Annotated in this window: 15 protein-coding genes and 1 pseudogene; 11 read left to right on the forward strand and 5 right to left on the reverse strand. The window is 71.5% G+C overall.

From position 1 onward, the window contains the following. Positions 1–39: 39 nt before the first annotated feature. The 3 genes from AB0K00_RS34880 to dapF are packed head-to-tail and all read left to right on the forward strand — an operon-like array spanning position 40 to position 2439. Positions 40–681, forward strand: a complete 642-nt coding sequence (locus AB0K00_RS34880; RefSeq protein ID WP_363529555.1) for a class III extradiol dioxygenase subunit B-like domain-containing protein — start codon at positions 40–42, stop codon at positions 679–681. Further along, positions 678–1583 carry a tRNA (adenosine(37)-N6)-dimethylallyltransferase MiaA gene (miaA, locus tag AB0K00_RS34885; protein WP_363529416.1) on the forward strand — a complete coding sequence of 302 codons (906 nt, stop codon included), beginning with the start codon at positions 678–680 and terminating at the stop codon, positions 1581–1583. Before AB0K00_RS34880 ends, miaA begins: the two co-directional genes overlap by 4 nt. A 4-nt stretch (positions 1584–1587) precedes the next feature. Next, positions 1588–2439 carry a diaminopimelate epimerase gene (gene dapF / locus AB0K00_RS34890; RefSeq protein WP_363529419.1) on the forward strand — a complete coding sequence of 284 codons (852 nt, stop codon included), beginning with the start codon at positions 1588–1590 and terminating at the stop codon, positions 2437–2439. A gap of 84 nt (positions 2440–2523) precedes the next feature. On the opposite strand, the pseudogene AB0K00_RS34895 reads toward dapF, so the two are convergent. Continuing rightward, positions 2524–3924, reverse strand: a pseudogene (locus AB0K00_RS34895) (NAD-dependent malic enzyme); the annotation flags it as partial. Positions 3925–4030: 106 nt separating this feature from the next. Here AB0K00_RS34895 and hflX point away from each other — a divergent pair. From hflX to AB0K00_RS34910, 3 genes are all read left to right on the forward strand, one after another. Beyond that, entirely contained in the window at positions 4031–5440 is a 1410-nt protein-coding gene (hflX, locus tag AB0K00_RS34900; protein ID WP_363529422.1) for a GTPase HflX, read from the forward strand. Positions 5441–5515: 75 nt separating this feature from the next. Continuing rightward, a complete protein-coding gene (locus AB0K00_RS34905) occupies positions 5516–7054 on the forward strand; it encodes a hypothetical protein (protein ID WP_363529425.1) in 1539 nt (512 codons plus the stop codon). Positions 7055–7156: 102 nt separating this feature from the next. Continuing rightward, on the forward strand, positions 7157–7447 hold the full coding sequence (locus tag AB0K00_RS34910; protein WP_363529428.1) for a hypothetical protein: 291 nt from the start codon (positions 7157–7159) through the stop codon (positions 7445–7447). 409 nt (positions 7448–7856) lie between these two features. On the opposite strand, the gene miaB is transcribed toward AB0K00_RS34910, so the two are convergent. Together miaB and AB0K00_RS34920 are read right to left on the reverse strand one after the other, a co-directional pair. Continuing rightward, complete coding sequence (miaB, locus tag AB0K00_RS34915) at positions 7857–9350, reverse strand: tRNA (N6-isopentenyl adenosine(37)-C2)-methylthiotransferase MiaB (protein ID WP_363529430.1); 1494 nt, start codon at positions 9348–9350, stop codon at positions 7857–7859. Between the two features lie 13 nt (positions 9351–9363). Continuing rightward, complete coding sequence (locus tag AB0K00_RS34920; RefSeq protein WP_363529433.1) at positions 9364–10146, reverse strand: 5'/3'-nucleotidase SurE; 783 nt, start codon at positions 10144–10146, stop codon at positions 9364–9366. 131 nt (positions 10147–10277) lie between these two features. On the opposite strand from AB0K00_RS34920, the gene AB0K00_RS34925 reads away from it, so the two are divergent. From AB0K00_RS34925 to AB0K00_RS34945, 5 genes are all read left to right on the forward strand, one after another. After that, a complete protein-coding gene (locus AB0K00_RS34925) occupies positions 10278–11033 on the forward strand; it encodes an amino acid ABC transporter ATP-binding protein (protein WP_363529435.1) in 756 nt (251 codons plus the stop codon). 18 nt (positions 11034–11051) lie between these two features. Next, positions 11052–12014, forward strand: coding sequence for a glutamate ABC transporter substrate-binding protein (locus AB0K00_RS34930; protein WP_363529438.1), 963 nt, complete (start codon positions 11052–11054; stop codon positions 12012–12014). Positions 12015–12192: 178 nt separating this feature from the next. Continuing rightward, positions 12193–12828, forward strand: coding sequence for an amino acid ABC transporter permease (locus tag AB0K00_RS34935; protein ID WP_363529558.1), 636 nt, complete (start codon positions 12193–12195; stop codon positions 12826–12828). After that, positions 12825–13697 carry an amino acid ABC transporter permease gene (locus AB0K00_RS34940; protein WP_363529441.1) on the forward strand — a complete coding sequence of 291 codons (873 nt, stop codon included), beginning with the start codon at positions 12825–12827 and terminating at the stop codon, positions 13695–13697. The genes AB0K00_RS34935 and AB0K00_RS34940 overlap by 4 nt, the downstream gene beginning before the upstream one ends. Before the next feature lie 55 nt (positions 13698–13752). Then, positions 13753–16992 carry an ABC transporter substrate-binding protein gene (locus tag AB0K00_RS34945; protein WP_363529444.1) on the forward strand — a complete coding sequence of 1080 codons (3240 nt, stop codon included), beginning with the start codon at positions 13753–13755 and terminating at the stop codon, positions 16990–16992. A gap of 198 nt (positions 16993–17190) precedes the next feature. Here the strand turns inward: AB0K00_RS34945 and rny are convergent, their stop codons facing one another. Further along, positions 17191–18975: a ribonuclease Y gene (gene rny / locus AB0K00_RS34950; protein WP_363529447.1), complete on the reverse strand. Its 1785-nt coding sequence runs from the start codon at positions 18973–18975 to the stop codon at positions 17191–17193. A gap of 893 nt (positions 18976–19868) precedes the next feature. Beyond that, positions 19869–20597 (reverse strand): regulatory protein RecX, encoded by a 729-nt coding sequence (locus tag AB0K00_RS34955; RefSeq protein WP_363529450.1) that lies wholly within the window; start codon positions 20595–20597, stop codon positions 19869–19871. Positions 20598–20695: the final 98 nt, after the last annotated feature.

A 20695-nucleotide genomic window follows, 5' to 3' on the forward strand; every position in this document is an offset into this window, starting at 1 on the left:
GTGCCACTCGTCGCCGCCGCCGTCTGCCCACATCCGCCGATGCTCGTGCCGGAGGTGGCCGCCGGAGCCGCGAGCGAGCTCGACGACCTGCGCGCCGCCTGCCGTGCCGCCGTGGCGCACCTCGCGACCGCGGACGTGATCGTCGTGGTCGGTGCCGACGCCACGACCATACGCCGTGAGCCCCCGTTCGGGGGGACCCTGGCGCCATGGGGCATCGACCGGCCGGTGGGTGAGCCGACAAGTGACCCGCTGCCGCTCAGCCTGCTCATCGGCGCCTGGCTGCTGGAAGACGGACGTAACCGAAATATCCGGTACCACAGCGTCGCAGCCGACGCAGCACCCGGCGAATGCGAAGCGCTGGGCAGGACGCTCGCGGACTCCGGTACCAGAGCCGCACTGCTCGTTCTTGGGGACGGATCCGCGTGCCGGGGTGAGAAGTCGCCGGGCTACGACGACCCGCGGGCCGAGGGCTTCGACGCGGCCGTCGCCGACGCCCTGGCCAAGGGTGACACCGCGGCACTGCTGGACCTCGACCCCGTCCTCGCCGCGGAGCTGCTCGTCGCCGGCCGGGCGCCGTGGCAGGTGCTGGCCGGCGCGGTGGACCAGCCGTTCGGCACGACCGAGCTGCTGCACAACGAGGCGCCGTACGGGGTCGCATACTTCGTCGCGAGCTGGCGGTGACCCGCGTCATCGCGGTGGTCGGGCCGACCGCGGCCGGCAAGTCGGCGCTGAGCCTGCGGCTGGCCCACGAGCTCGGCGGCGAGGTGGTCAACGCCGACTCGATGCAGCTGTACCGGGGCATGGACATCGGCACGGCCAAGCTCACCGTCGCCGAACGCGAGGGCGTGCCGCACCACGTGCTGGACATCTGGGACGTGACGGAGCCGGCGAGCGTCGCGGTGTACCAGCGCCTCGCCCGTGCCGCGATCGACGACATCGCCGCCCGCGGGCGGGTGCCGCTGCTGGTCGGCGGCTCGGGGCTCTACGTGCGGGCGGTCCTGGAGGACTTCGACTTCCCCGGCACCGACCCCGACCTGCGTGAGGCGCTGGAGAAGGAGCTGGCGCAGATCGGCGCTGAGGCGCTGCACGCCCGCCTCAGCAGCACGGACCCGGAAGCGGCGGAGCGCATCCTGCCCGGCAACGGCCGGCGGATCGTCCGTGCGCTGGAGGTCAACGCGCTGACCGGCACGACGTTCACGGCTCGCCTGCCCGCACAACCGCGGCCGGTGTACGACGCGCTGCAGCTCGGCGTGGACGTCGACACCGCGGTGCTCGACGAGCGGATCGAGGCGCGGGTCGAGGCGATGTGGGCAGCGGGTCTCGTCGAGGAGGTGCGCGCGCTGGACGCCGCCGGCCTGCGCTCCGGGCGGACCGCCGGGGCGGCACTCGGCTATAAACAGATATTGGACTACTTTTCCGACTTGTCGGACGAACCGGGTGCCAAGGCGGAGACGGTACGCGCCACCAGGCGGTTCGTGCGCCGGCAGCGGTCCTGGTTCCGCCGGGATGACCGGATCGTGTGGCTCGATGGTGGCGCTGCCGACATCACCGCAGCGGCACTGGAGCTCGTGCGGCAAGATTGACACCATGCGCTTCGCCAAGGGACACGGAACGGGCAACGACTTCGTCATCCTGCCCGACCCCGACGGCGTGCTGCCGTTGACGCCGACGTTCGTCGCCGCGCTCTGCGATCGCCGGCGGGGCATCGGCGCCGACGGCGTCCTGCGCGTGGTCCGCAGCGCCGCCCACCCCGACGCCGAGGCGTCCGCGGGGACGGCCGAGTGGTTCATGGACTACTGGAACGCCGACGGCTCCCAGTCCGAGATGTGCGGCAACGGCGTGCGCGTCTACGCCCGCTATCTTGCCGAGGCCGGCCTGGTCGCCCCCGAGGGGTCGTTCAACCTGGTCACCCGCGCGGGGGTGGTCCCCGTGACGATCGGTGAAGAGATCGCCGCCGGGATGCCGATGCCGCGGGTGTACGTGCAGAGCGAAGCCACCAGCGACGGCCGCGTGTTCGGCGGCACCGCCGTGGACGTCGGCAACCCGCACCTGGTCTGCCCGGTCGACGAGCCGACGCTGGAGCGGCTCGACCTGACCCGCGCGCCCGACATCGACCCGATGATCTTCCCGGCCGGGGTCAACGTCGAGTTCGCCGCGGCGGGCGCACCGCCGGCCGGCGCCGACCTGTACCGGCGGATGCGCGTCTACGAACGCGGCTCCGGCGAGACCCAGTCGTGCGGATCCGGCGCGTGCGCGGTGGCGGCGGTCGCCCTCGACCACGCCGGCCTGGAGACCGGCGTGGTCGTCGTGGACGTGCCCGGCGGCCGGCTGACGATCACCCAGACCGCGTCGGAGTTCCTGCTGGCCGGACCGGCCGTGATCGTCGCGCACGGCGACGTCGACGCCCAGGCGATCCGGCAGCTGGCTCCGTCCTTCTGACGCGCTAGCTCGCTAGAAAGCGCGCTCGACCGGGGAGGGCGCCGCCGACGGCTCGCCGTCGACGGTGCTGTCCAGGTAGGCGCCCTTCGCGGCGGCCCTGACGGCAGCCGCCACGGCCGGGGCGACCCTGGCGTCGAAGACGCTGGGCACGATGACGCTCGGGTTGAGCTTGTCCTCGCCGACCGAGTCCGCGATCGCCCGGGCCGCGGCCAGGGCCATCGCCTCGGTGAACTCGCGCGCCTGGGCGTCGAGCATGCCGCGGAACACGCCGGGGAAGGCCAGCACGTTGTTGATCTGGTTCGGCTGGTCGGAGCGGCCGGTCGCGACGATCGTGGCGTGCTCGCGGGCCTCCCGCGGGTCGACCTCCGGGTCCGGGTTGGCCAAGGCGAACACGATCGAGCCGGGCGCCATCGTGGCGATGTCGTCGCCGGTGAGCAGGTTCGGGGCGCTGACCCCGATGAACACGTCGGCGCCGCGCAGCGCGCCCTTCAGGTCGCCGGTGTAGCCGGTCTTGTTGGTGTTCTCGACCAGCCACTGCCAGGCGCCGGTCAGGCCGGGCATGCCCCGGTGCAGCGCGCCGGGCCGGTCGGTGGCGATCACGTCGCCGACACCCTGGCGCAGCAGCAGCTTGATGATCGCCGTGCCGGCCGCTCCGGCGCCGCTGACCACGACCCGGATGTCGCCGATCGACTTGCCGACGACGCGCAGCGCGTTGGTGAGCGCGGCGAGAACGCAGATCGCGGTGCCGTGCTGGTCGTCGTGGAAGACCGGGATGTCGAGCATCGCCCGGAGCCGCTCCTCGATCTCGAAGCAGCGCGGCGCGGCGATGTCCTCCAGGTTGATCCCCCCGTACGCCGGGGCGATCGCCCGCACGATCGAGATGATCTCCTCGGTGTCCTGGGTGTCCAGCGCGACCGGCCAGGCGTCGACGCCGCCGAAGCGCTTGAACAGCGCGGCCTTGCCCTCCATGACGGGCATCGCGGCGGCCGGGCCGATGTTGCCCAGGCCGAGCACCGCAGAGCCGTCGGTGACCACGGCGACGGTGTTGCGCTTGATCGTCAGGCGGCGGGCGTCGTCGGGGTTCTCCGCGATGGCGAGGCAGACCCGGGCCACCCCCGGCGTGTACGCCCGGGACAGCTCGTCCCGGTTGCGCAGCGCCACCTTCGGCGTGACCTCGATCTTCCCGCCGAGGTGCAGCAGGAACGTGCGGTCGGAGACCTTGCGCACGGTGACCCCGTCGAGCTTCTCGAGGCAGGCGACGACCTGCTCGGCGTGCGCGGAGTCGGCGGTGTCGCAGGTCAGGTCGACCACGACCGCGGTGCTGTCGGAGTCGACGACGTCGACCGCGGTGACGACGCCCCCCGCCTCGCCGACCGCGGTCGTGAGGCGGCCGATCGCCGAGGCGTCGGCACGGACGGAGACACGGATGGTGATGGAGAACCCGGCGCTGGGCAAACGGTGCGTGGCAGTCGTCACGTCACCCATTCTTATCCCCCTGCCCGCCGGAACCGCGCACGGGGACATATCCAGTGCCGGAACGCTGCGTGAGGTGTCACGATTGGGGGGTCATGCAGACCGGAACAAGGAGAACATGTTGCGAGCAACCGCCGCAGAAACCTGGGATCTCGCCGACGACGGCGACGGCCTGGAGCTCGAGGAGCGGCATGCGCTTCGCCGTGTCGCCGGTCTGTCGACCGAACTCGCCGACGTCACCGAGGTCGAATACCGCCAGCTGCGCCTCGAGCGGGTCGTGCTCGTCGGGGTGTGGACCGAAGGCACCGCCACCGACGCGGAGAACTCCCTCGCGGAGCTCGCCGCCCTCGCCGAGACCGCCGGTTCGGAGGTCCTCGACGGGCTGATCCAGCGGCGCAGCCGGCCCGACTCCAGCACCTACATCGGCTCCGGCAAGGTCGACGAGCTGCGGGCGGTGGTGCAGAGCACCGGCGCCGACACGGTCATCTGCGACGGGGAGCTGTCCCCGTCGCAGTTACGGACCCTGGAGGCGAAGGTCAACGTCAAGGTCATCGACCGGACCGCGCTGATCCTGGACATCTTCGCCCAGCACGCCAAGAGCAAAGAGGGCAAGGCCCAGGTCGAGCTCGCCCAGTTGCAGTACTTCCTGCCGCGCCTGCGCGGTTGGGGTGAGGCACTGAGCCGGCAGGCCGGTGGCTCCGCCAGCGGCAACGGCGGCGTCGGCCTCCGCGGCCCCGGTGAGACCAAGATCGAGACCGACCGCCGGCGGATCCGGACCAAGATCAGCCGCCTGAAGCGCGAGATCGCCGCGATGGCGACGATCCGCGACACCAAGCGCGCCACCCGGCGCCGCAACCGGGTGCCCAGCGTCGCGATCGCCGGCTACACCAACGCCGGCAAGTCGAGCCTGCTCAACCGGCTCACCGGCGCGGGCGTGCTGGTGGAGGACGCGCTGTTCGCCACCCTGGACACCACGACCAGGCGGGCCCGGGCCGAGGACGGCCGGCTCTACACGCTGTCCGACACCGTCGGGTTCGTCCGGCACCTGCCGCACCAGCTGATCGAGGCGTTCCGCTCCACCCTCGAGGAGGTCGCCGAGGCCGACCTGGTCCTGCACGTCGTGGACGGCGCCCATGCCGACCCCGAGGAGCAGGTCCGCGCGGTCCGGGAGGTGCTCGCCGAGGTCGGTGCGGACGCGGTGCCCGAGCTGCTCGTCGTCAACAAGATCGACGCCGCGGACGAGGAGACCCAGCTCCGGCTGAAGTCCCTGTGGTCCGACGCCGTGTTCGCCTCCGCCCGCAGCGGCGCCGGCATCGACGCGGTCCGGGCCGCGGTGGAGCAGCGGCTGCCCTGGCCGGCGATCGAACTGACCGCCGTGGTGCCCTACGAGCGGGGTGACCTGGTCGCCAGGGTGCACACCGTCGGTGAGGTGCTCGAGACCACGCACCTGGCCGAGGGCACGCGCATCCGCGCGCGGATCAGCGACGCCCTCGCCGCGGACCTCGCCCCATTTGCCGTGAAGTCATAGGGTTCGTCTGATCACTGCGAGTGAGAGCCGGACCGGGCTCACCCACTTCCGGTCCGGCTCTGCCAAACTTGTCCGATGCGACAACGGGTGGCCTTTGCTTGCGGTGCGGTGACGGGTCTGCTGCTAGGGCTCGCGGCACCGGCCGCAGCCGCCCCGAGCCCCTCGGCCAACACGGCCCAGTCACCGGCGGCCGGCGCCGGTCAGACCGTGTGCACCCCGGACTCGCAGAAGATCAACGAGATCTCCGGCCTGGTCGCGACGGCCACCGGCTTCGTGGCGATCAACGACAGCGCGACGGGCAACAGCAAGTCCCGCATCTTCACGCTCGACGCGACCTGCAAGGTCGTCGGCACGCCGGTCAACTACGACCCTACGGCCCTCGATCCCGAGGACCTCGCCATGGACAAGAGCGGCACGCTGTGGATCGCCGACGTCGGTGACAACACCGAGGCCTCCGGCGGCAGCGCCACCGCCCGCCGCACGGTCGCGGTGTGGAATCTGCCCCAGGGCGCCAAGGCGCCGGTCATCAACCGGCTCGCCTATCCCGACGGCAAGAAGCGCGACGCCGAGGCCATGCTGCTCAACGGCGACGGCACGCCGATCATCATCACCAAGGACCCCGTCGGCGAGGTCTGGATCCCCGAGGGCCCGCTGCAGCCCAACACCACCAAGGGCGTCAAGCTCAAGCAGATGGGCACGTTCGCGCCCCAGGAGACGAAGACCGCCAACCCGCTCGCGTTCCTCGGCTGGAAAGCGATCACCGGCGCCGCCTCCTCCCCCGACGGCACCCGCGTCGTCATCCGCACCTACTCCGACGCATACGAGTTCGACGTCCAGGGCGGCGACGTCATCAAGGCGATCACCAGCGGCAAGCCCCGCATCACGCCGCTGCCCAACGAGGCCCGCGGCGAGGCGATCACCTACTCGACCGACGGCAAGACGTACATCACCGCCTCCGACGTGCCGTCCGACGTGAAGGCGCCGATCCTCAAGTACACGCCGCAGAACGTCACCCCGGGCAAGGGCGGCGGGGCGGTCCTGCCGACGCCGAAGCCCGACGACCGGTCGTTCCTGGAAGACCTGACGCTGCAGGACATCACGTACATGGTCGCCGCTGTCGGCGTGCTCGGCCTGATCCTCGTGGTCGCCGGCATCATCGGCATCCGCCGCTCCCGCGCCGGCCGCCGCGCGGCGGCCGGGTCCGGGGGCCCGGCCCGCGGCTCGGCGGCCCGCAACCCGGACGGCGACCTGCTTGCCTCGCCCGACGAGGGCGGCACCGGCACCGTGTATGGCGGCCGCCCTGCGGCGTCGGCCGCCCGCGGCGCCGCGGCCGGCGGGACGGTCTACGGCGGCGGTGGGGGCACCGGCGGCCCGGCGGCCGACTCGCGCGATCTCGACCGCCAGCCGGGGTATGGCCCGCCGTCGTATGACCAGCCTCGCGGCTTCCAGCAGGGTGGCTACCCACAGTCACCGCCGCCGGGTCCGTCGGGCCCGCCGCAGGGCGGCGTGTATGGCGGTGGCGGGCAGGGTGGCTATGACCGGCGTGGGGTGTATGGCGGCGGGCATCCTGGTGATCACGACGGGTATGAGCGGGGTTACGCACCCCACCGGTGAGCCGCCGCTCCGCCGTGCCCGCCGGTGCTCCTGCCCGAGCGTGGGCGCGTCACGCGTCACGCTGGTCGCGGCACGCGTGACCCTGGTCGCGGCACCCTGGTCGTGGCTCGCTGGTCGCGGCACGCGTCACGCTGGTCGCGGCACGCGACCCTGCTCGCGGCACCCTGCTCGCGGCACCCTGCTCGCGGCACCCTGCTCGCGGCACCCTGCTCGCGGCACCCTGCTCGCGGCACCCTGCTCGCGGCACGCATGACCCTGGTCGCGGCACGCATGACCCTGGTCGCGGCACGCATGACCCTGGTCGCGGCACGCATGACCCTGGTCGCGGCACGCGCGACCCTGGTCGCGGCACGCGCGACCCTGGTCGCGGCACGCTGGTCACGGCACGCGTGACGCTGGTCGCGTGAAGCGCGGAAGTCATCGCGTGCCGCGGCGTCCGCCGGTTCCGCAGAGAGCCCTCCGGCCGCGCGGTGAGCCGGTGCGCCACGGACGTTCCGTGATCACGCACAGGTCGTCGATCACGCACAGGTCGTCGCCCACCCGGCGGCCACTTTCCTGCGATCGTGGAACTCCCTGGGCCTGGGAGACCGTGGCGAATCGGCGACTCGTCAGTCTGGAGCGGGCGGCGCGAATAGGCGCAGTGTGATCTACCTGTCCGGCGCTCGGACCGGGATGCGTGCCGGAGCTCGCGCGGGATCTTTGCATACTGCCGGTCCGGACGCCAGGACGCTCGTCGCCATGATCGCGAACTTTCGGTGGGCGCCCAGTTCCGAGATCTTTGGTGATCGGAGGACGTGGTAGGTCAGCAGGAGCGGGCGGGTGCCGGGGCCGGGGGTGGGGTGCCGATGGTGGGCATGCCGAGAGAGACGCCAGGGGTGCGGGTGACCCGGCCGGCCTCCCAGGCGTCGCCGGCGCGGGTGCGGCGGTGGGACAGCAGCGGGCCGTCGGCGTTGAGGTGGTGGGGGGCGGCGTAGGTCACCGTGGTGTGCACGATGTCGCCGGGGCGCAAGGCGCTGTCGCCGTCGGCCGCGATGAGCGACGGGTCGGCGGCGAAGTGCACGAGGCGGCCGTCGCGGGCGCGGCCCGACATGCGGCCGGTGGCGCCGTCCTTGCGGCCCTCGCCGACGGCGACCAGGACCTCGACCGGGGTGCCGACGAGCTTCTTGTTCTCGTCCCAGCTGATCTGCTCCAGCGTGGTGATCAGCCGGTCATACCGCTCCTGGACGACCGCCTTCGGGACCTGCAGGTCCATGGTGGCGGCGGGGGTACCGGGGCGCTTCGAGTACTGGAACGTGAAGGCGCTGGAGTAGCGGGCGGCGCGGACCACGTCGAGGGTGCGCTCGAAGTCGGCGTCCGTCTCGCCGGGGAAGCCGACGATGATGTCGGTGGTGATCGCGGCGTCGGGCATGGCGGCCCGGACGTTCTCGATGATGCCCAGGTAGCGCTCGGCGCGGTAGGAGCGGCGCATCGCCTTGAGCACGTCGTCGGAGCCGGACTGCAGCGGCATGTGCAGGGAGTGGCAGACGTTGGGGGTCTCGGCCATCGCGGCGATGACGTCGTCGGTGAAGTCCTTCGGGTGCGGGCTGGTGAAGCGGACCCGCTCCAGGCCCTCGACGTCGCCGCAGGCGCGCAGGAGCTTGCCGAAGGCGAGGCGGTCGCCGAACTCGACGCCGTAGGAGTTGACGTTCTGGCCGAGGAGGGTGACCTCGAGGACGCCCTCGGCCGCGAGGGCGCGGACCTCGGCGAGGATGTCGCCGGGGCGGCGGTCCTTCTCCTTGCCACGCAGCGCCGGGACGATGCAGAACGTGCAGGTGTTGTTGCAGCCGACGGAGATGGAGACCCAGCCGGCATACGTCGACTCGCGCCGGGTAGGCAGCGTGGACGGAAACACCTCGAGCGACTCGAGGATCTCGACCTCGGCCGCGGCGTTGTGACGGGCGCGCTCCAGCAGGACCGGCAGGGAGCCGATGTTGTGGGTGCCGAAGACGACGTCGACCCAGGGCGCCTTCTTGACGATGTCGCCGCGGTCCTTCTGGGCGAGACAGCCGCCGACGGCGATCTGCATGCCGGGCTGGGCGAGCTTCGTCGGGCGCAGGTGGCCGAGGTTGCCGTAGAGGCGGTTGTCGGCGTTCTCCCGCACCGCGCAGGTGTTGAACACGACGACGTCAGGCTCTGCGTCGGCGGGCACCGGAACGTAGCCGGCGTCCTCGAGCAGGCCGGAGATGCGCTCGGAGTCATGCGCGTTCATCTGGCAGCCGTAGGTGATGACCTTGAAGCTGCGGGGGGTCTCAGTCATAGCAGCGCAAAGTTTAGCCCCCGACGTGTTCGCCCGCCGTATCCACCAGCCCGGGCAGCGCGATGTCGGCCGCCTCGCGGGCCGGACGGACCGGGCTGACCGCGACATAGCCGTCCAGCAGCCACGCGTCGTCGCTGCCGGGCTCCGCGCCGTGGTCGCTCTGTTCGAGGGACATCCGCACGTACCCGTGGCCCTGCTCGAGCAGGACCATCTGCACGGTGCCGAACTGGGCGAGGGTCGCCCGGCGGATGCCGCGCAGGTCGCCGGCGTGCAGGTTGGGCACGTTGACGTTGAGCACGTACTCGTCAGACAGCAGCGGCATCAGGTCGCCGGCGACCTCGGCGGCGGTGTCCCAGTACTCGACGGAGTCCGCGGCACCGGCGCGGAACGGCACGTCGAGGGAGACCGCCATCGCGCGGCAGCCGTTGGCCACGGCGGTGAACGCGGCGCCGACGGTGCCGGAGTGCAGGACCGCCGCGCCGGTGTTCGGGCCGCGGTTGATGCCGGACAGCACGACGTCGGGCTCCTGACCGTACGCACCGCGGGTCGCCATCAATGCGATGAACGCCGGCGACGCGGACACGGCGAATGTCGGCACACCCGGGAACAGCGCCGGACGCGTCTCGGTCGCGATCCGCCCGTCCGCCTCGACGCCGGTGAGGGACGTCCCGGCGCCACTGGCCTCGCGGGCAGGTGCCGCCACCACCACCTCGTGGCCTTGACGGACCGCCATCGCGGCGAGCGCGTGCAGGCCGGGGCTGTCGATACCGTCGTCGTTGGTCACCAGGATGCGCATGGTCATCATTGTGACAACCGTCGGCCGTTATCGGTCCGTGACCGCTGTGCGGCTGATCGTGGGCATTGCCCCCGCTAACGTCGAGCCCACCACGGAGCCAGGTGCGCGCAGGCGCACAGCGACGAGACGCGATGGGGCGGATGATGACGGACGAGCCTTTGATCGTGCTCAGCGGCGTCAACAAGTGGTTCGGTGAGCTCCACGTGCTCAAGGATGTCAACCTCTCGATCGCCCGCGGCGAGGTCGTGGTCGTGATCGGCCCGTCGGGCTCCGGCAAGTCGACGTTGTGCCGGGCGATCAACCGGCTCGAGCCGATCAACAACGGCGAAATCGTCTTCGACGGCGTCCGCCTGCCCGAGGAGGGCCGGCCGCTCGCACGCCTGCGCAGCGAGGTCGGCATGGTGTTCCAGTCGTTCAACCTGTTCGCGCACAAGACCATCCTCGAGAACGTGATGCTCGGACCGGTCAAGGTGCGCAAGGAGAAGCCCGCCGTGGTGCGGGAACGCGCCATGGGCCTGCTCGACCGGGTCGGGATCGCCGAGCAGGCGCAGAAGTACCCGGCGCAGCTGTCCGGCGGGCAGCAGCAGCGGGCCGCGATCGCCCGGGCCCTCGCGATGCAGCCGAAGGCCATGCTGTTCGACGAGCCGACGAGCGCCCTCGACCCGGAGATGGTCGGCGAAGTGCTCGAGGTGATGACCGGCCTGGCGGCCGAGGGCATGACCATGGTCGTCGTCACGCACGAGATGGGCTTCGCGCGGCACGCCGCGAACCGGGTCGTGTTCATGGCCGACGGCCAACTGGTCGAGGAGGCGGACCCGGAGACGTTCTTCGCCAGCCCGCGCACCGACCGGGCCAAGGACTTCCTGTCGAAGATTCTCACCCACTGAAAGGGGATAGCGACCATCATGCGTATCACGCGGATCGCCGCGGCAGCCGCCGCCGTCACGCTTGCGCTGGGCCTGGCCGCCTGCGGCAAGGAGGGCACGCCCGCACCGTCGACCAACGACGGTGCCAGCTCCGGCGCGCCCACCAGCGACGCCTGCACCTCCTCCGGCACCACGTTCACGCCGGCCACCGGCGTCGCGATCACGGGCAGCCCGACGTTCGACAAGATCAAGACGGCCGGCAAGGTCGTCATCGGTGTCAAGTTCGACCAGCCCAACCTGGGTTACAAGGACGCGGCCGGCAAGCGCTGCGGCTTCGACATCGAGATCGCCCAGCTGATCGCCTCGAAGCTCGGCATCGACCCGGCGAAGATCGAATACAAGGAGATCGCCTCCGCCAACCGCGAGACGGCGATCAAGGGTGGTGAGGTCGACTACTACGTCGGCACCTACTCGATCACCGACAAGCGCAAGGCCGACGTGGCGTTCGCCGGCCCGTACTTCATCGCCGCGCAGGATCTGCTGGTCCGCAAGGACGACACGTCGATCACCGGCTCCGCCAGCCTCAAGGGCAAGAAGGTCTGCTCCGCGACCGGCTCCACGCCGATCCAGCGGGTCCGCGACCAGAAGCTCACCGAGGACAGCAACATCGTGGAGTTCAAGACCTACTCCGAGTGCGTGTCGCAGCTGCTGGACAAGAAGGTCGACGCGGTCACCACCGACGACGCGATCCTGAAGGGCTTCGCGGCGCAGGCGCCGTCGCAGCTGAAGGTCGTCGGCAAGCCGTTCACCGACCCGACCACCGGCAAGGCGTACCCGGAGAAGTACGGCATCGGCCTGCCGCACGACGACAAGGCCCTGCGTGACTTCGTCAACGCGTCCATCGAGGCGGCGTATGGCGACGGCACCTGGCAGAAGATCTACGACGGCACGCTCGGCAAGTCCGGCTCGGCGGGCAGCCCGCCGCCGCTCGAGAAGTACTGATCCTGTTGTTGACGGGGCGCCGCCTTCGCCGGCGGCGCCCCGCTCGCATGAGCGGCCCAGAGCGCGGAGGAGCCGCGAATTGTGGGGCGCAGGTTGAGCTCAGGCCGACGCCGGAGCGCAGCGGAGGAGGCGGCATGAGCGGCCCGGAGGTGGCGGCGTGAGCGAATTCGTACATGTCCTGACGGACAACTGGGATGTCATCGGTTCCCATTTCCTGGAGACGATCCAGCTCTTCCTGATCGCCGCCGTCGGGTCGCTGGTGATCGGCACGCTGCTGGCCGCCATGCGGGTCTCCCCCGTCCCGGCGCTGCGCGGGTTCGGCAGCTCCTACGTGCTGCTGCTGCGCAACACGCCGCTCACGCTGGTCTTCGCGCTGCAGGTGTTCGCGCTGCCGAAGCTCGGCGTCACGTTCGACTTCACCACCGGCGCCTGCGTCGCGCTGACCGCGTACACCAGCGCGTTCGTGTGCGAGGCGCTGCGCTCCGGCATCAACACCGTGCCCGTCGGGCAGGCCGAGGCGGCCCGCGCCCTGGGCATGACGTTCACCCAGGTGCTGACCACCGTCGTGCTGCCGCAGGCGTTCCGCACCGTGGTGCCGCCGCTGGTGAGCGTGCTCAACGCCATGCTGAAGAACACCACCGTCGCCGCCGGCTTCTCGGTCGCCGAGGCGGGCGCGATCACGTTCTACCTGTCCGAGCGCGGTGAGAACCAGATCTACGGCCTGCTGTGGATCACCATCGGGTTCCTGATCCTGGTCGTACCCCTCGTAACCCTGCAACGGGTGCTCGAACGACGCTGGAAGGTCGCGCGATGACCAACGTCCTCTACGACCTGCCCGGCCCGAAGGCCCGGCTGCGGTACCGCATCATCGGCATCCTCAGCGCCGTCGGGATCGTGGCGCTGCTGGCCTACATCGGCTGGCGCTTCTACGACACCGGCCAGTTCGAGGCAATCCGCTGGGAGCAGTTCCAGTACAAGCAGATCCAGCAGGACCTGGTGGACGGCTATCTCACCACGCTGCGCGCCGCCGGCACCGCGGCCGTGTTCGCGGTCGTCCTCGGCGCGCTGCTGGCCGCCGGGCGGCTCAGCGACCACGTGGCGTTCCGGGCCCCGACCACGGGCTTCGTCGAGCTGTTCCGCGCGATCCCGCTGCTCATCCTGATCTTCTTCGCGTACTACGGCCCGATCCAGCTCGGCTACAAGATCGGCCCGTTCTGGCCGCTCGTGGTCGGCCTGACCCTGTACAACGGCGCCGTGCTGTCCGAGATCTTCCGGGCCGGCATGATCTCCGTGGCCCGCGGGCAGTCCGAGGCCGCGTACGCGCTCGGCATGCGCAAGTCGCAGGTCATGATCTCGATCCTGCTGCCGCAGGCGGTCCGGGCGATGCTCCCGGCGATCGTCAGCCAGCTGGTCGTGCTGCTCAAGGACACCGCGCTCGGGTTCATCATCCAGCTGCCGGAGCTGCTGTACTTCGGCAAGCAGATCGGCGGTCGACTGCCGTTCGGCTTCCCCTACGTGCCCAGCTACCTCGTCGTCGCCGCCGTCTACATCGGCACCTGCGGCCTGCTGTCGTGGTTCTCCTTCTGGCTCCACAAGCGCCTGATGGGCGGCCCCAAGCAGGCGAAGACGACCGCGAAGCCGGTGCCGTTGTCGCTCGACATGGGCGCGGCCGGACCAGCGTAGTGAGGTTGACCGAACGTTGATTGGCAACGTTGCGCAGAGTACGTACGCTGCGCGGGTGGCGGACACCGGCTTTCGTTTGGGCATCGACTTCGGCACCTCGAACACCGTCGCCGTGCTCCGCTGGCCGGACGGCCGCACAAAACCGCTGTTGTTCGACGGTTCGCCGCTGCTGCCCTCCGCCGTGTACGTCAACGCGGACGGCACCATCCTCACCGGCCGTGACGCCGTGCACTCAGCGCGTCTGCAGCCGCACCGGTTCGAGCCGTACCCGAAACGCCGCGTCGAAGAGGGCACCGTCTGGCTCGGCGAGCAGGACGTGCCGGTCATCGACCTCGTCGCGACCGTCCTGCGCCGGGTCGCGGCCGAGTCCTACCGGGTCGCGGGCGCCCACCCGAACGAGGTCAACCTCACCCACCCGGCGACGTGGCCGCCGCAGCGCCGCCAGACCCTCGCGCAGGCCGCCACGGCCGCCGGGTTCCCCGCGCCGTTCCTGTCCTCCGAGCCGGTCGCCGCGGCGTCCTACTTCGTCGGCACCATCGGCACCCACGTCCCTGTCGGTGGCATCGCCGTCGTGTACGACTTCGGCGCCGGCACCTTCGACGCGAGCGTGGTCCGCCGCAACGCCGGTGGCGGCTTCGACGTCCTCGCCAGCGAAGGGCTCCCCGACGCGGGCGGCCTCGACGTGGACGCGGCCGTCGTGGCATACCTGGGCCGCAACTTCACCGGCCGCGAAGGCGACCAGTGGCGCCGCCTGACCAACCCGGAGAGCGAGGCCGACCGGCGCGCGGCGTGGCAGCTGTGGGAGGACGCCCGGCTCGCCAAGGAGATGCTCAGCCGGGCCGCCACCACCTACGTGCACGTGCCGCTGTTCGACGAGAGCGTGCCGATCGGGCGTGAGCAGCTGGAGCAGCTCGCCAAGCCGATCCTGGACCGGACCGTCACCGCCACCCAGATCGCCGTGACGTCCGCGGGGGTCACGGGGCAGCCCCTGGCCGCGGTGTTCCTGGTCGGCGGGTCGTCCCGCATCCCGCTCGCCGCGACGCTGCTGCACCGGGCGTTCGGGCTGGCGCCGACCGCGATCGAGCAGCCCGAACTGGTGGTCGCCGAAGGCGCACTGCACCTCGCACCGCCGACGGGGCGCGCGCACGTCGGCGGGGCGCCGTCGGGTGGCGCAGCGGGGGCGCCGACGTCCGGCGCGTCCGGGCCGTTCGGTCCGGTACCCACGTCCGGCGTGCCGTCCTCCGGCGGGCCCTCGTCGGGTGGACCGTCGTCCGGCGGCCCTTCGTCTGGCGGGCCGTCCTCCGGCGGGCCGTCAGGGGGTTCGCACGAGCCGAGCGGGGACGTGTCGGCGCAGCCGGTGTCGGCCACGCCGGTGTCGCCGGGGTTCAGCATGCCGTCGATGAACCCGGGACTGCCGCCGCTGCTGCAGACCGCGTCGATGCCGGTGGTGCCGAGCCAGCAGCCGGGGTACCAGCAGCCGCACCAGCCCCCGCAGCAGGCGCCGCACCAGCCCTCGCAGCAGGCCTCGCAGCAGCCGGCGCAGCAGCGGGGTCCGGGGCAGCAGCAGCCTGCGCAGTATCAGCAGCCGGCGCAGCGGCCGGGGGTGCCGCCGCAGGGGCAGCGGCCGCCCGTGCAGCAGCCGGTCCAGCCGCAGGTGCAGCAGCGGCCGCCGGTCGTGCCGCCGATCCCGGTGCAGCCCACCCAGCCGCATGTCCAGCCACACGCCCAGCCGCCGGCGCACCAGCCGGGCCAGCAGGGCTTCCCACAGCCGGCGCAGCAATCCGTCCAGCAGGGCTTCCCGCAGCCGGCGCCGCCGCAGGTGCAGCAGCCCGTCCAGCCGGGGTTCCCGCAGCAGTTCCAGCCGCAGGGGCAGCAGCCCGTACACCGGCCGCAGGTCAGCGCACCGCCCTCGTCGGGGCCGCCGGTCAGCCCCGCGCAGGGCTGGACGGCGCCGGCCTCGGGGCCACCCGCGTCAGGGCCACCCGCGTCAGGGCCACCCGCGTCAGGGCCACCGGCGTCGGGGCCACCGGCGCAGGGATGGCAGTCGGGCGGGCAGGCGTACCCGCCGGTCGCGCCGCCCACGAACCGGCGCCGGACCGGGACGCTGGTCACCGCCGTCGGTGGTGGCGTCCTGGCGCTGATCCTCGTCGTGGCCGGCATCGTCTGGGCCGTGAACCGCGGCGACGGCGGCGACCCGGGCGGCGGCGACAGCAGCGGCGGGCCGTCCAACCAGGCGGGGCCGGCGGTGTCCGCGGCCTGCGGGCACAAGGTCGCCTTCCTCGGCATCCTCGAAGGCACCGGCTCCAAGGACAGCAACGGCATGCGCAACGCCGCCAAGCTGGCCGTCAACGACTACAACGCCAAGCATCCCGGCTGCAACGTCGGGTTCGCCGAGTTCGACACGAAGGGCACCGAGGCGGGCAGCAAGACTGCGGCCGAGAACCTGGTCGCCGACAGCGAGGTGATGGGCGTCGTCGGGCCCGCCTACCGGATCGAGATCCTCGCCGCCGGCCCGATCCTGGAGAAGGCCGGCATCCCGTTCTTCACGCCGTTCGCGCCGGACGTCGACCTCGCCGCGAAGGGCTGGTCCACGTTCCACCGCCTCATCGCCAACGACAAGGACCAGGCCACGGCCGGCGCCCGGTACATCAAGAACAAGCTGCGCGCCTCCAAGGTCGTCGTGGTCTACGACGACACCGACTTCGGCGGCGTGGCCCGGCAGGCGGTCACGAGCACGCTCGGCGGCGCCGTCACCGCGAGCGTCGCGATCCGCCGGGCCGACAAGGACTTCGCCGGCCCTGTCGGGCAGGTGACGAACGCAAGCCCGGACGCGGTGTACTACGCGGGTGAGTCCGACGACGGTACGGCGTTCATCAAGGCGCTGCGGGCGGCGAAACCGGGCATCGCGATCGTCGTCAGCGACCGGCTGTTCACCCAGCTGTTCGTCGACACGCTCGCCAAGGCCGCCGACGACATCGTGGTCACCTGCCCCTGCGTCCCGAGCGACCGGACCAGCGGCGACTACGCGTCGCGGTACCAGGCCGCGTACCAGGTGACCGCCGGCTACTACGGGCCCGAGGCGTACGACGGGGCGGGCATCATCCTGGAGGGCTTCACCGCCGGCAAGGCCAGCCGGGCGGACATGCTGGCCTTCGTCGACAAGTACGACGGCAAGGGCGTCGCGCGGTCGTACAAGTTCACCGCGAACGGCGACCTGGCCGTGCCGGACCCGGTGATCTGGTCGTACAAGATCACCAGTCCGTACACGTCAGCCGAGGCCGTCATCGCCCCGTAGCCACCCGGCCGGGTCCGGTCGCGGCCGGAGGTCGCGTCGCGGCCGTTCGCGGCCGCGGGCTTGTTCACGACCGCAGGTCGTGGCGGGGTGACTGTCCGCGGAGGTGGCAGGGAGGCCGTTCACGGCCGACCGGTGGCTGACGGGAGCGGCGGTCGTGCCCACGACGGACCGGAGCCATGTTCTTGGCTCTTGCGCTTCCTAGCGGGCGATCTCGGTCACCCGTGACTCGCGGACGACGGTGACGCGGATCTGGCCCGGGTAGGTCAGCTCCTCCTCGATCTGCTTCGCCACGTCGCGGGCGAGGACGGCGGCGCCGATGTCGTCGACGTCGTCGGGGCGGACCATGACCCGGATCTCGCGGCCGGCCTGCATCGCGAAGACCTTCTCGACGCCGGACTTGCCGGCGGCGATCTCCTCGATGCGCTCGAGGCGTTTGACGTAGGCCTCGAGGCTCTCGCGGCGGGCGCCCGGGCGACCACCGGAGCACGCGTCGGAGGCCTGGGTGAGCACGGCCTCGATGGTCTGCGGGAGGACCTCGTTGTGATGCGCTTCGATGGCGTGCACGATGTCCTCGTGCTCGCCGTACTTGCGGGCCACGTCGGCGCCGATCAGCGCGTGGCTGCCCTCGACCTCGTGGGTGAGCGCCTTGCCGATGTCGTGCAGGAACGCGCTGCGCTTGATCGGCTTCGGGTCGAGGCGCAGCTCGCTGGCCATGATGCCGGCGATGTGCGCGGTCTCGACGAGGTGCTTGAGGACGTTCTGGCCGTAGGAGGTCCGGTACCGCAGCCGCCCGAGCAGCGTCATCAGCTCCGGGTGCAGGTCGGTGATGCCGACCTCGACCAGGGCGTCCTCGGCGGCGCGCAGGCAGAGGCGCTCGACCTCGTGCTTGGCCTGCTCGAACACCTCCTCGATGCGGTGCGGGTGGATCCGCCCGTCGAGGACCAGCTTCTCCAGGGTGAGGCGGCCGATCTCGCGGCGGACCGGGTCGAAGCAGGACAGCAGGACCGCCTCGGGCGTGTCGTCGATGATCAGGTTGACCCCGGTCGTCGACTCGAACGCGCGGATGTTGCGGCCCTCGCGGCCGATGATCCGGCCCTTCATCTCGTCACTGGGCAGGTGCAGGACGCTGACGACGCTCTCCGCGGTCTGCTCGCTGGCGACCCGCTGGATGGCGTCCACGACGATGTGCCTGGCCCGCTGGTCGGCGGTGTTGCGGGCGTCGTTCTCGATGTCGCGGACGAGCAGCGCGGCCTCGCGCTTCGCCTGCATCTCGATCGTCTCGATGACCTCGATCCGGGCGGCGTCGGTGGTGAGCCCCGCCACCCGCTCGAGCGCCTCGCGGTGCCGCTCCTCGCCCGCGGCGATCTCAGCCTCCCGGCGGGCGAAGGCCGCTTCCCGCTCGAGCAGGTCCGCCTCGGTGCTGGTGATGCGCCGGTCCCGTTCGGCCAGCCGCTCGGCCTCCTCGGCCAGCAGCCGCTCCCGCTCGTCGAGCCGGCGCTGGCGCCGCTCCGCGTCCTGCGACTGCTCCTTCGCCACCGTGGTCAGCTGGCTGATCTCGCGCTCGCCGGCGCGCCGGGCCGTGGCCCGGGCCTGCTCGGCGTCGATCTCCGCCTGCCGGTGCGCCCGCTCCAGCAACGAGTCGGCCTCGGCCCGCGCCCCGTCGAGGATGCGTCGCGCCTCCGACCTGGCAGAGCTGGCTTCTGCCTTTGCCGCCGCCGCCTCGGTACGCGCAGCGGCCGCGACGGCCCGCGCTTCGTCGACGGCCGCGGTGGCGTCTTCGGCGGCGGTGCGCAGCGACGCGAGGGAGTGCTCCTGCCGGTCCTTCTCGGCCAGGAACGCGGGGTCTTCGGCAGCGGGCTGAGCGGGCGCCGTGGCGGCGGTGTGCAGGCGGCGCATGACCTTCAGCGAGAGCAGCAGCGCGGCGAGGACCCCGAGGCCGATGACGACGACCACGACCACGAGCACGACCTGCAGCCCGGTCACGCGGTCACCTCGGCGGCGGCGGCGCTTGCGTGCTCGACTTCGGGTCGTTCGCAGAGGATGACAGGGGCGCACTCCGTCACGACGTCACCTCGCTCCGCTCGGCGCTGCGCAGAGTCGCGCAACGCGGGATGTTGTGGAGGAGACGCCCGACCACACACTGCCATCAAGATGTATCAATATCGGGGCACAGGGTGCCCCGATAACGGGTCGACACCGCCACCTCCCGCAAGGCGCGGCGCTTATATGTCGTGCGTAAACGTTGCTGATCTGTGACGCGATCTATGTTGTGCGGTAAACCCGCGGTGGTTGGGCGGTCTCCATCTGGTAACGCCGAGGCTAGGTCGTGAAGGGCGCTTCGGTCAAGGACTCATGATCGGGCACCATACGGGAGGTAAGTCCGTCAAGACCCTCGCCAGGCGAAACACCCTACCAGTGACTTTTGACCAGAACTTTCCGGCATGTCGGTCGCAGTCCGGTCCAGAATGTCGACCGACTGTAGCCATCCGGACGCAAGGCGCTGAACTCCGACCGACGTGCTGCTGCAATCATTCCACCACACACGGTACGCCCGCCAACCACCGCATCGACGCTTGTCGCATTCCGGGGGAGGTATCCGGCCTTGCGGCGACGGCCTGAGCCATGTGGCGGACATCCAGGTGGCTGATCGCGGTTGTGTGGTGACTGTCGAGTTATGCGGGACGCGAAGTCGCGCTGACTTCGGGTGAATGGGGATCTTGCGAGCGCGAGGTGCAGCACGTGGATGGCGCGACGTTGCCGAGCCTGCTCTTACCACCCGGTTGCCGGGTCAGCCGGCCTCAACACTGATCCGCCTGACCCTGGTCAGACTCAGCGTCCGACGGTCTCAGCGTTGGTCGGGGCCGGCGCTGGTCAGGTCAGCGCTGGTCAGGGTCGAGAGCGGCGTCGGCGAGGGCGTCCGGGTCGATCCCGTCGGCGAACTCGGCGGCATCCGCGCGTTCGGCCAGGCCTTCTTTCACGAGGCGGATGGCCATGCCTGGCGGGTACCCCTTCCTGGCCAGCATCCCGACGAGCCGCCGGAACACCGCCTCCGGGGGTGCGTTGGACTCGACGCGCAGCCGCCTGGCGACCAGAGCTCTCGCGGTCTGCTCCTCGACGTCGGGGTCGAGCTCGTCGAGAGCCTCGCCGACCTCGTCGGATGACACGCCCTTGCGGCGCAACTCCCCCGCCAGCGCCCGCCGGGCGAGCCCCCGCCCGTGGTGCCGGCTGGCGACCCAGGCACGGGCGAAGGCGGCGTCGTCGATGATGCCCACCTCGTCGTACCGGTCGAGGATCTCGTCGGCGATCTCGTCCTCGACCCCGCGCTTGCGCATGGCGGTGGCGAGCTCGAGCCTGGTCCTCGGCCGAACGGCGAGCTGCCGCAGGCAGATCTCCCGGGCCGCTTCCCTCGGGTCGAGCGCCGCGGCCGGCTGGCCACCCCGCCGACCGGCATCACGCTGCCGCTCCGCACCGCCCTGCTGGTCGGAACCCTGCTGGTCAGAGCCGCTCTGCGGGCCGGAGCCGCGGGCAGAGCGGTTGCTGCCGCGCCCTGATCGGCGACCGGCGTCGCGGGCGGGACGATCGTCGGCGTCCTCGTGCTCCGGCATCGGGACGGCGGCGGGAACGATGCCCTTGCCGGAGCCGTCGGAAAGTCCTCCGCGCCGGTCGCCGGAAAGTCGTCCACGCCGGTCGCCGCCGGAAAATC

This window comes from Dactylosporangium sp. NPDC049525, assembly GCF_040676755.1.
Taxonomy (GTDB): domain Bacteria; phylum Actinomycetota; class Actinomycetes; order Mycobacteriales; family Micromonosporaceae; genus Dactylosporangium.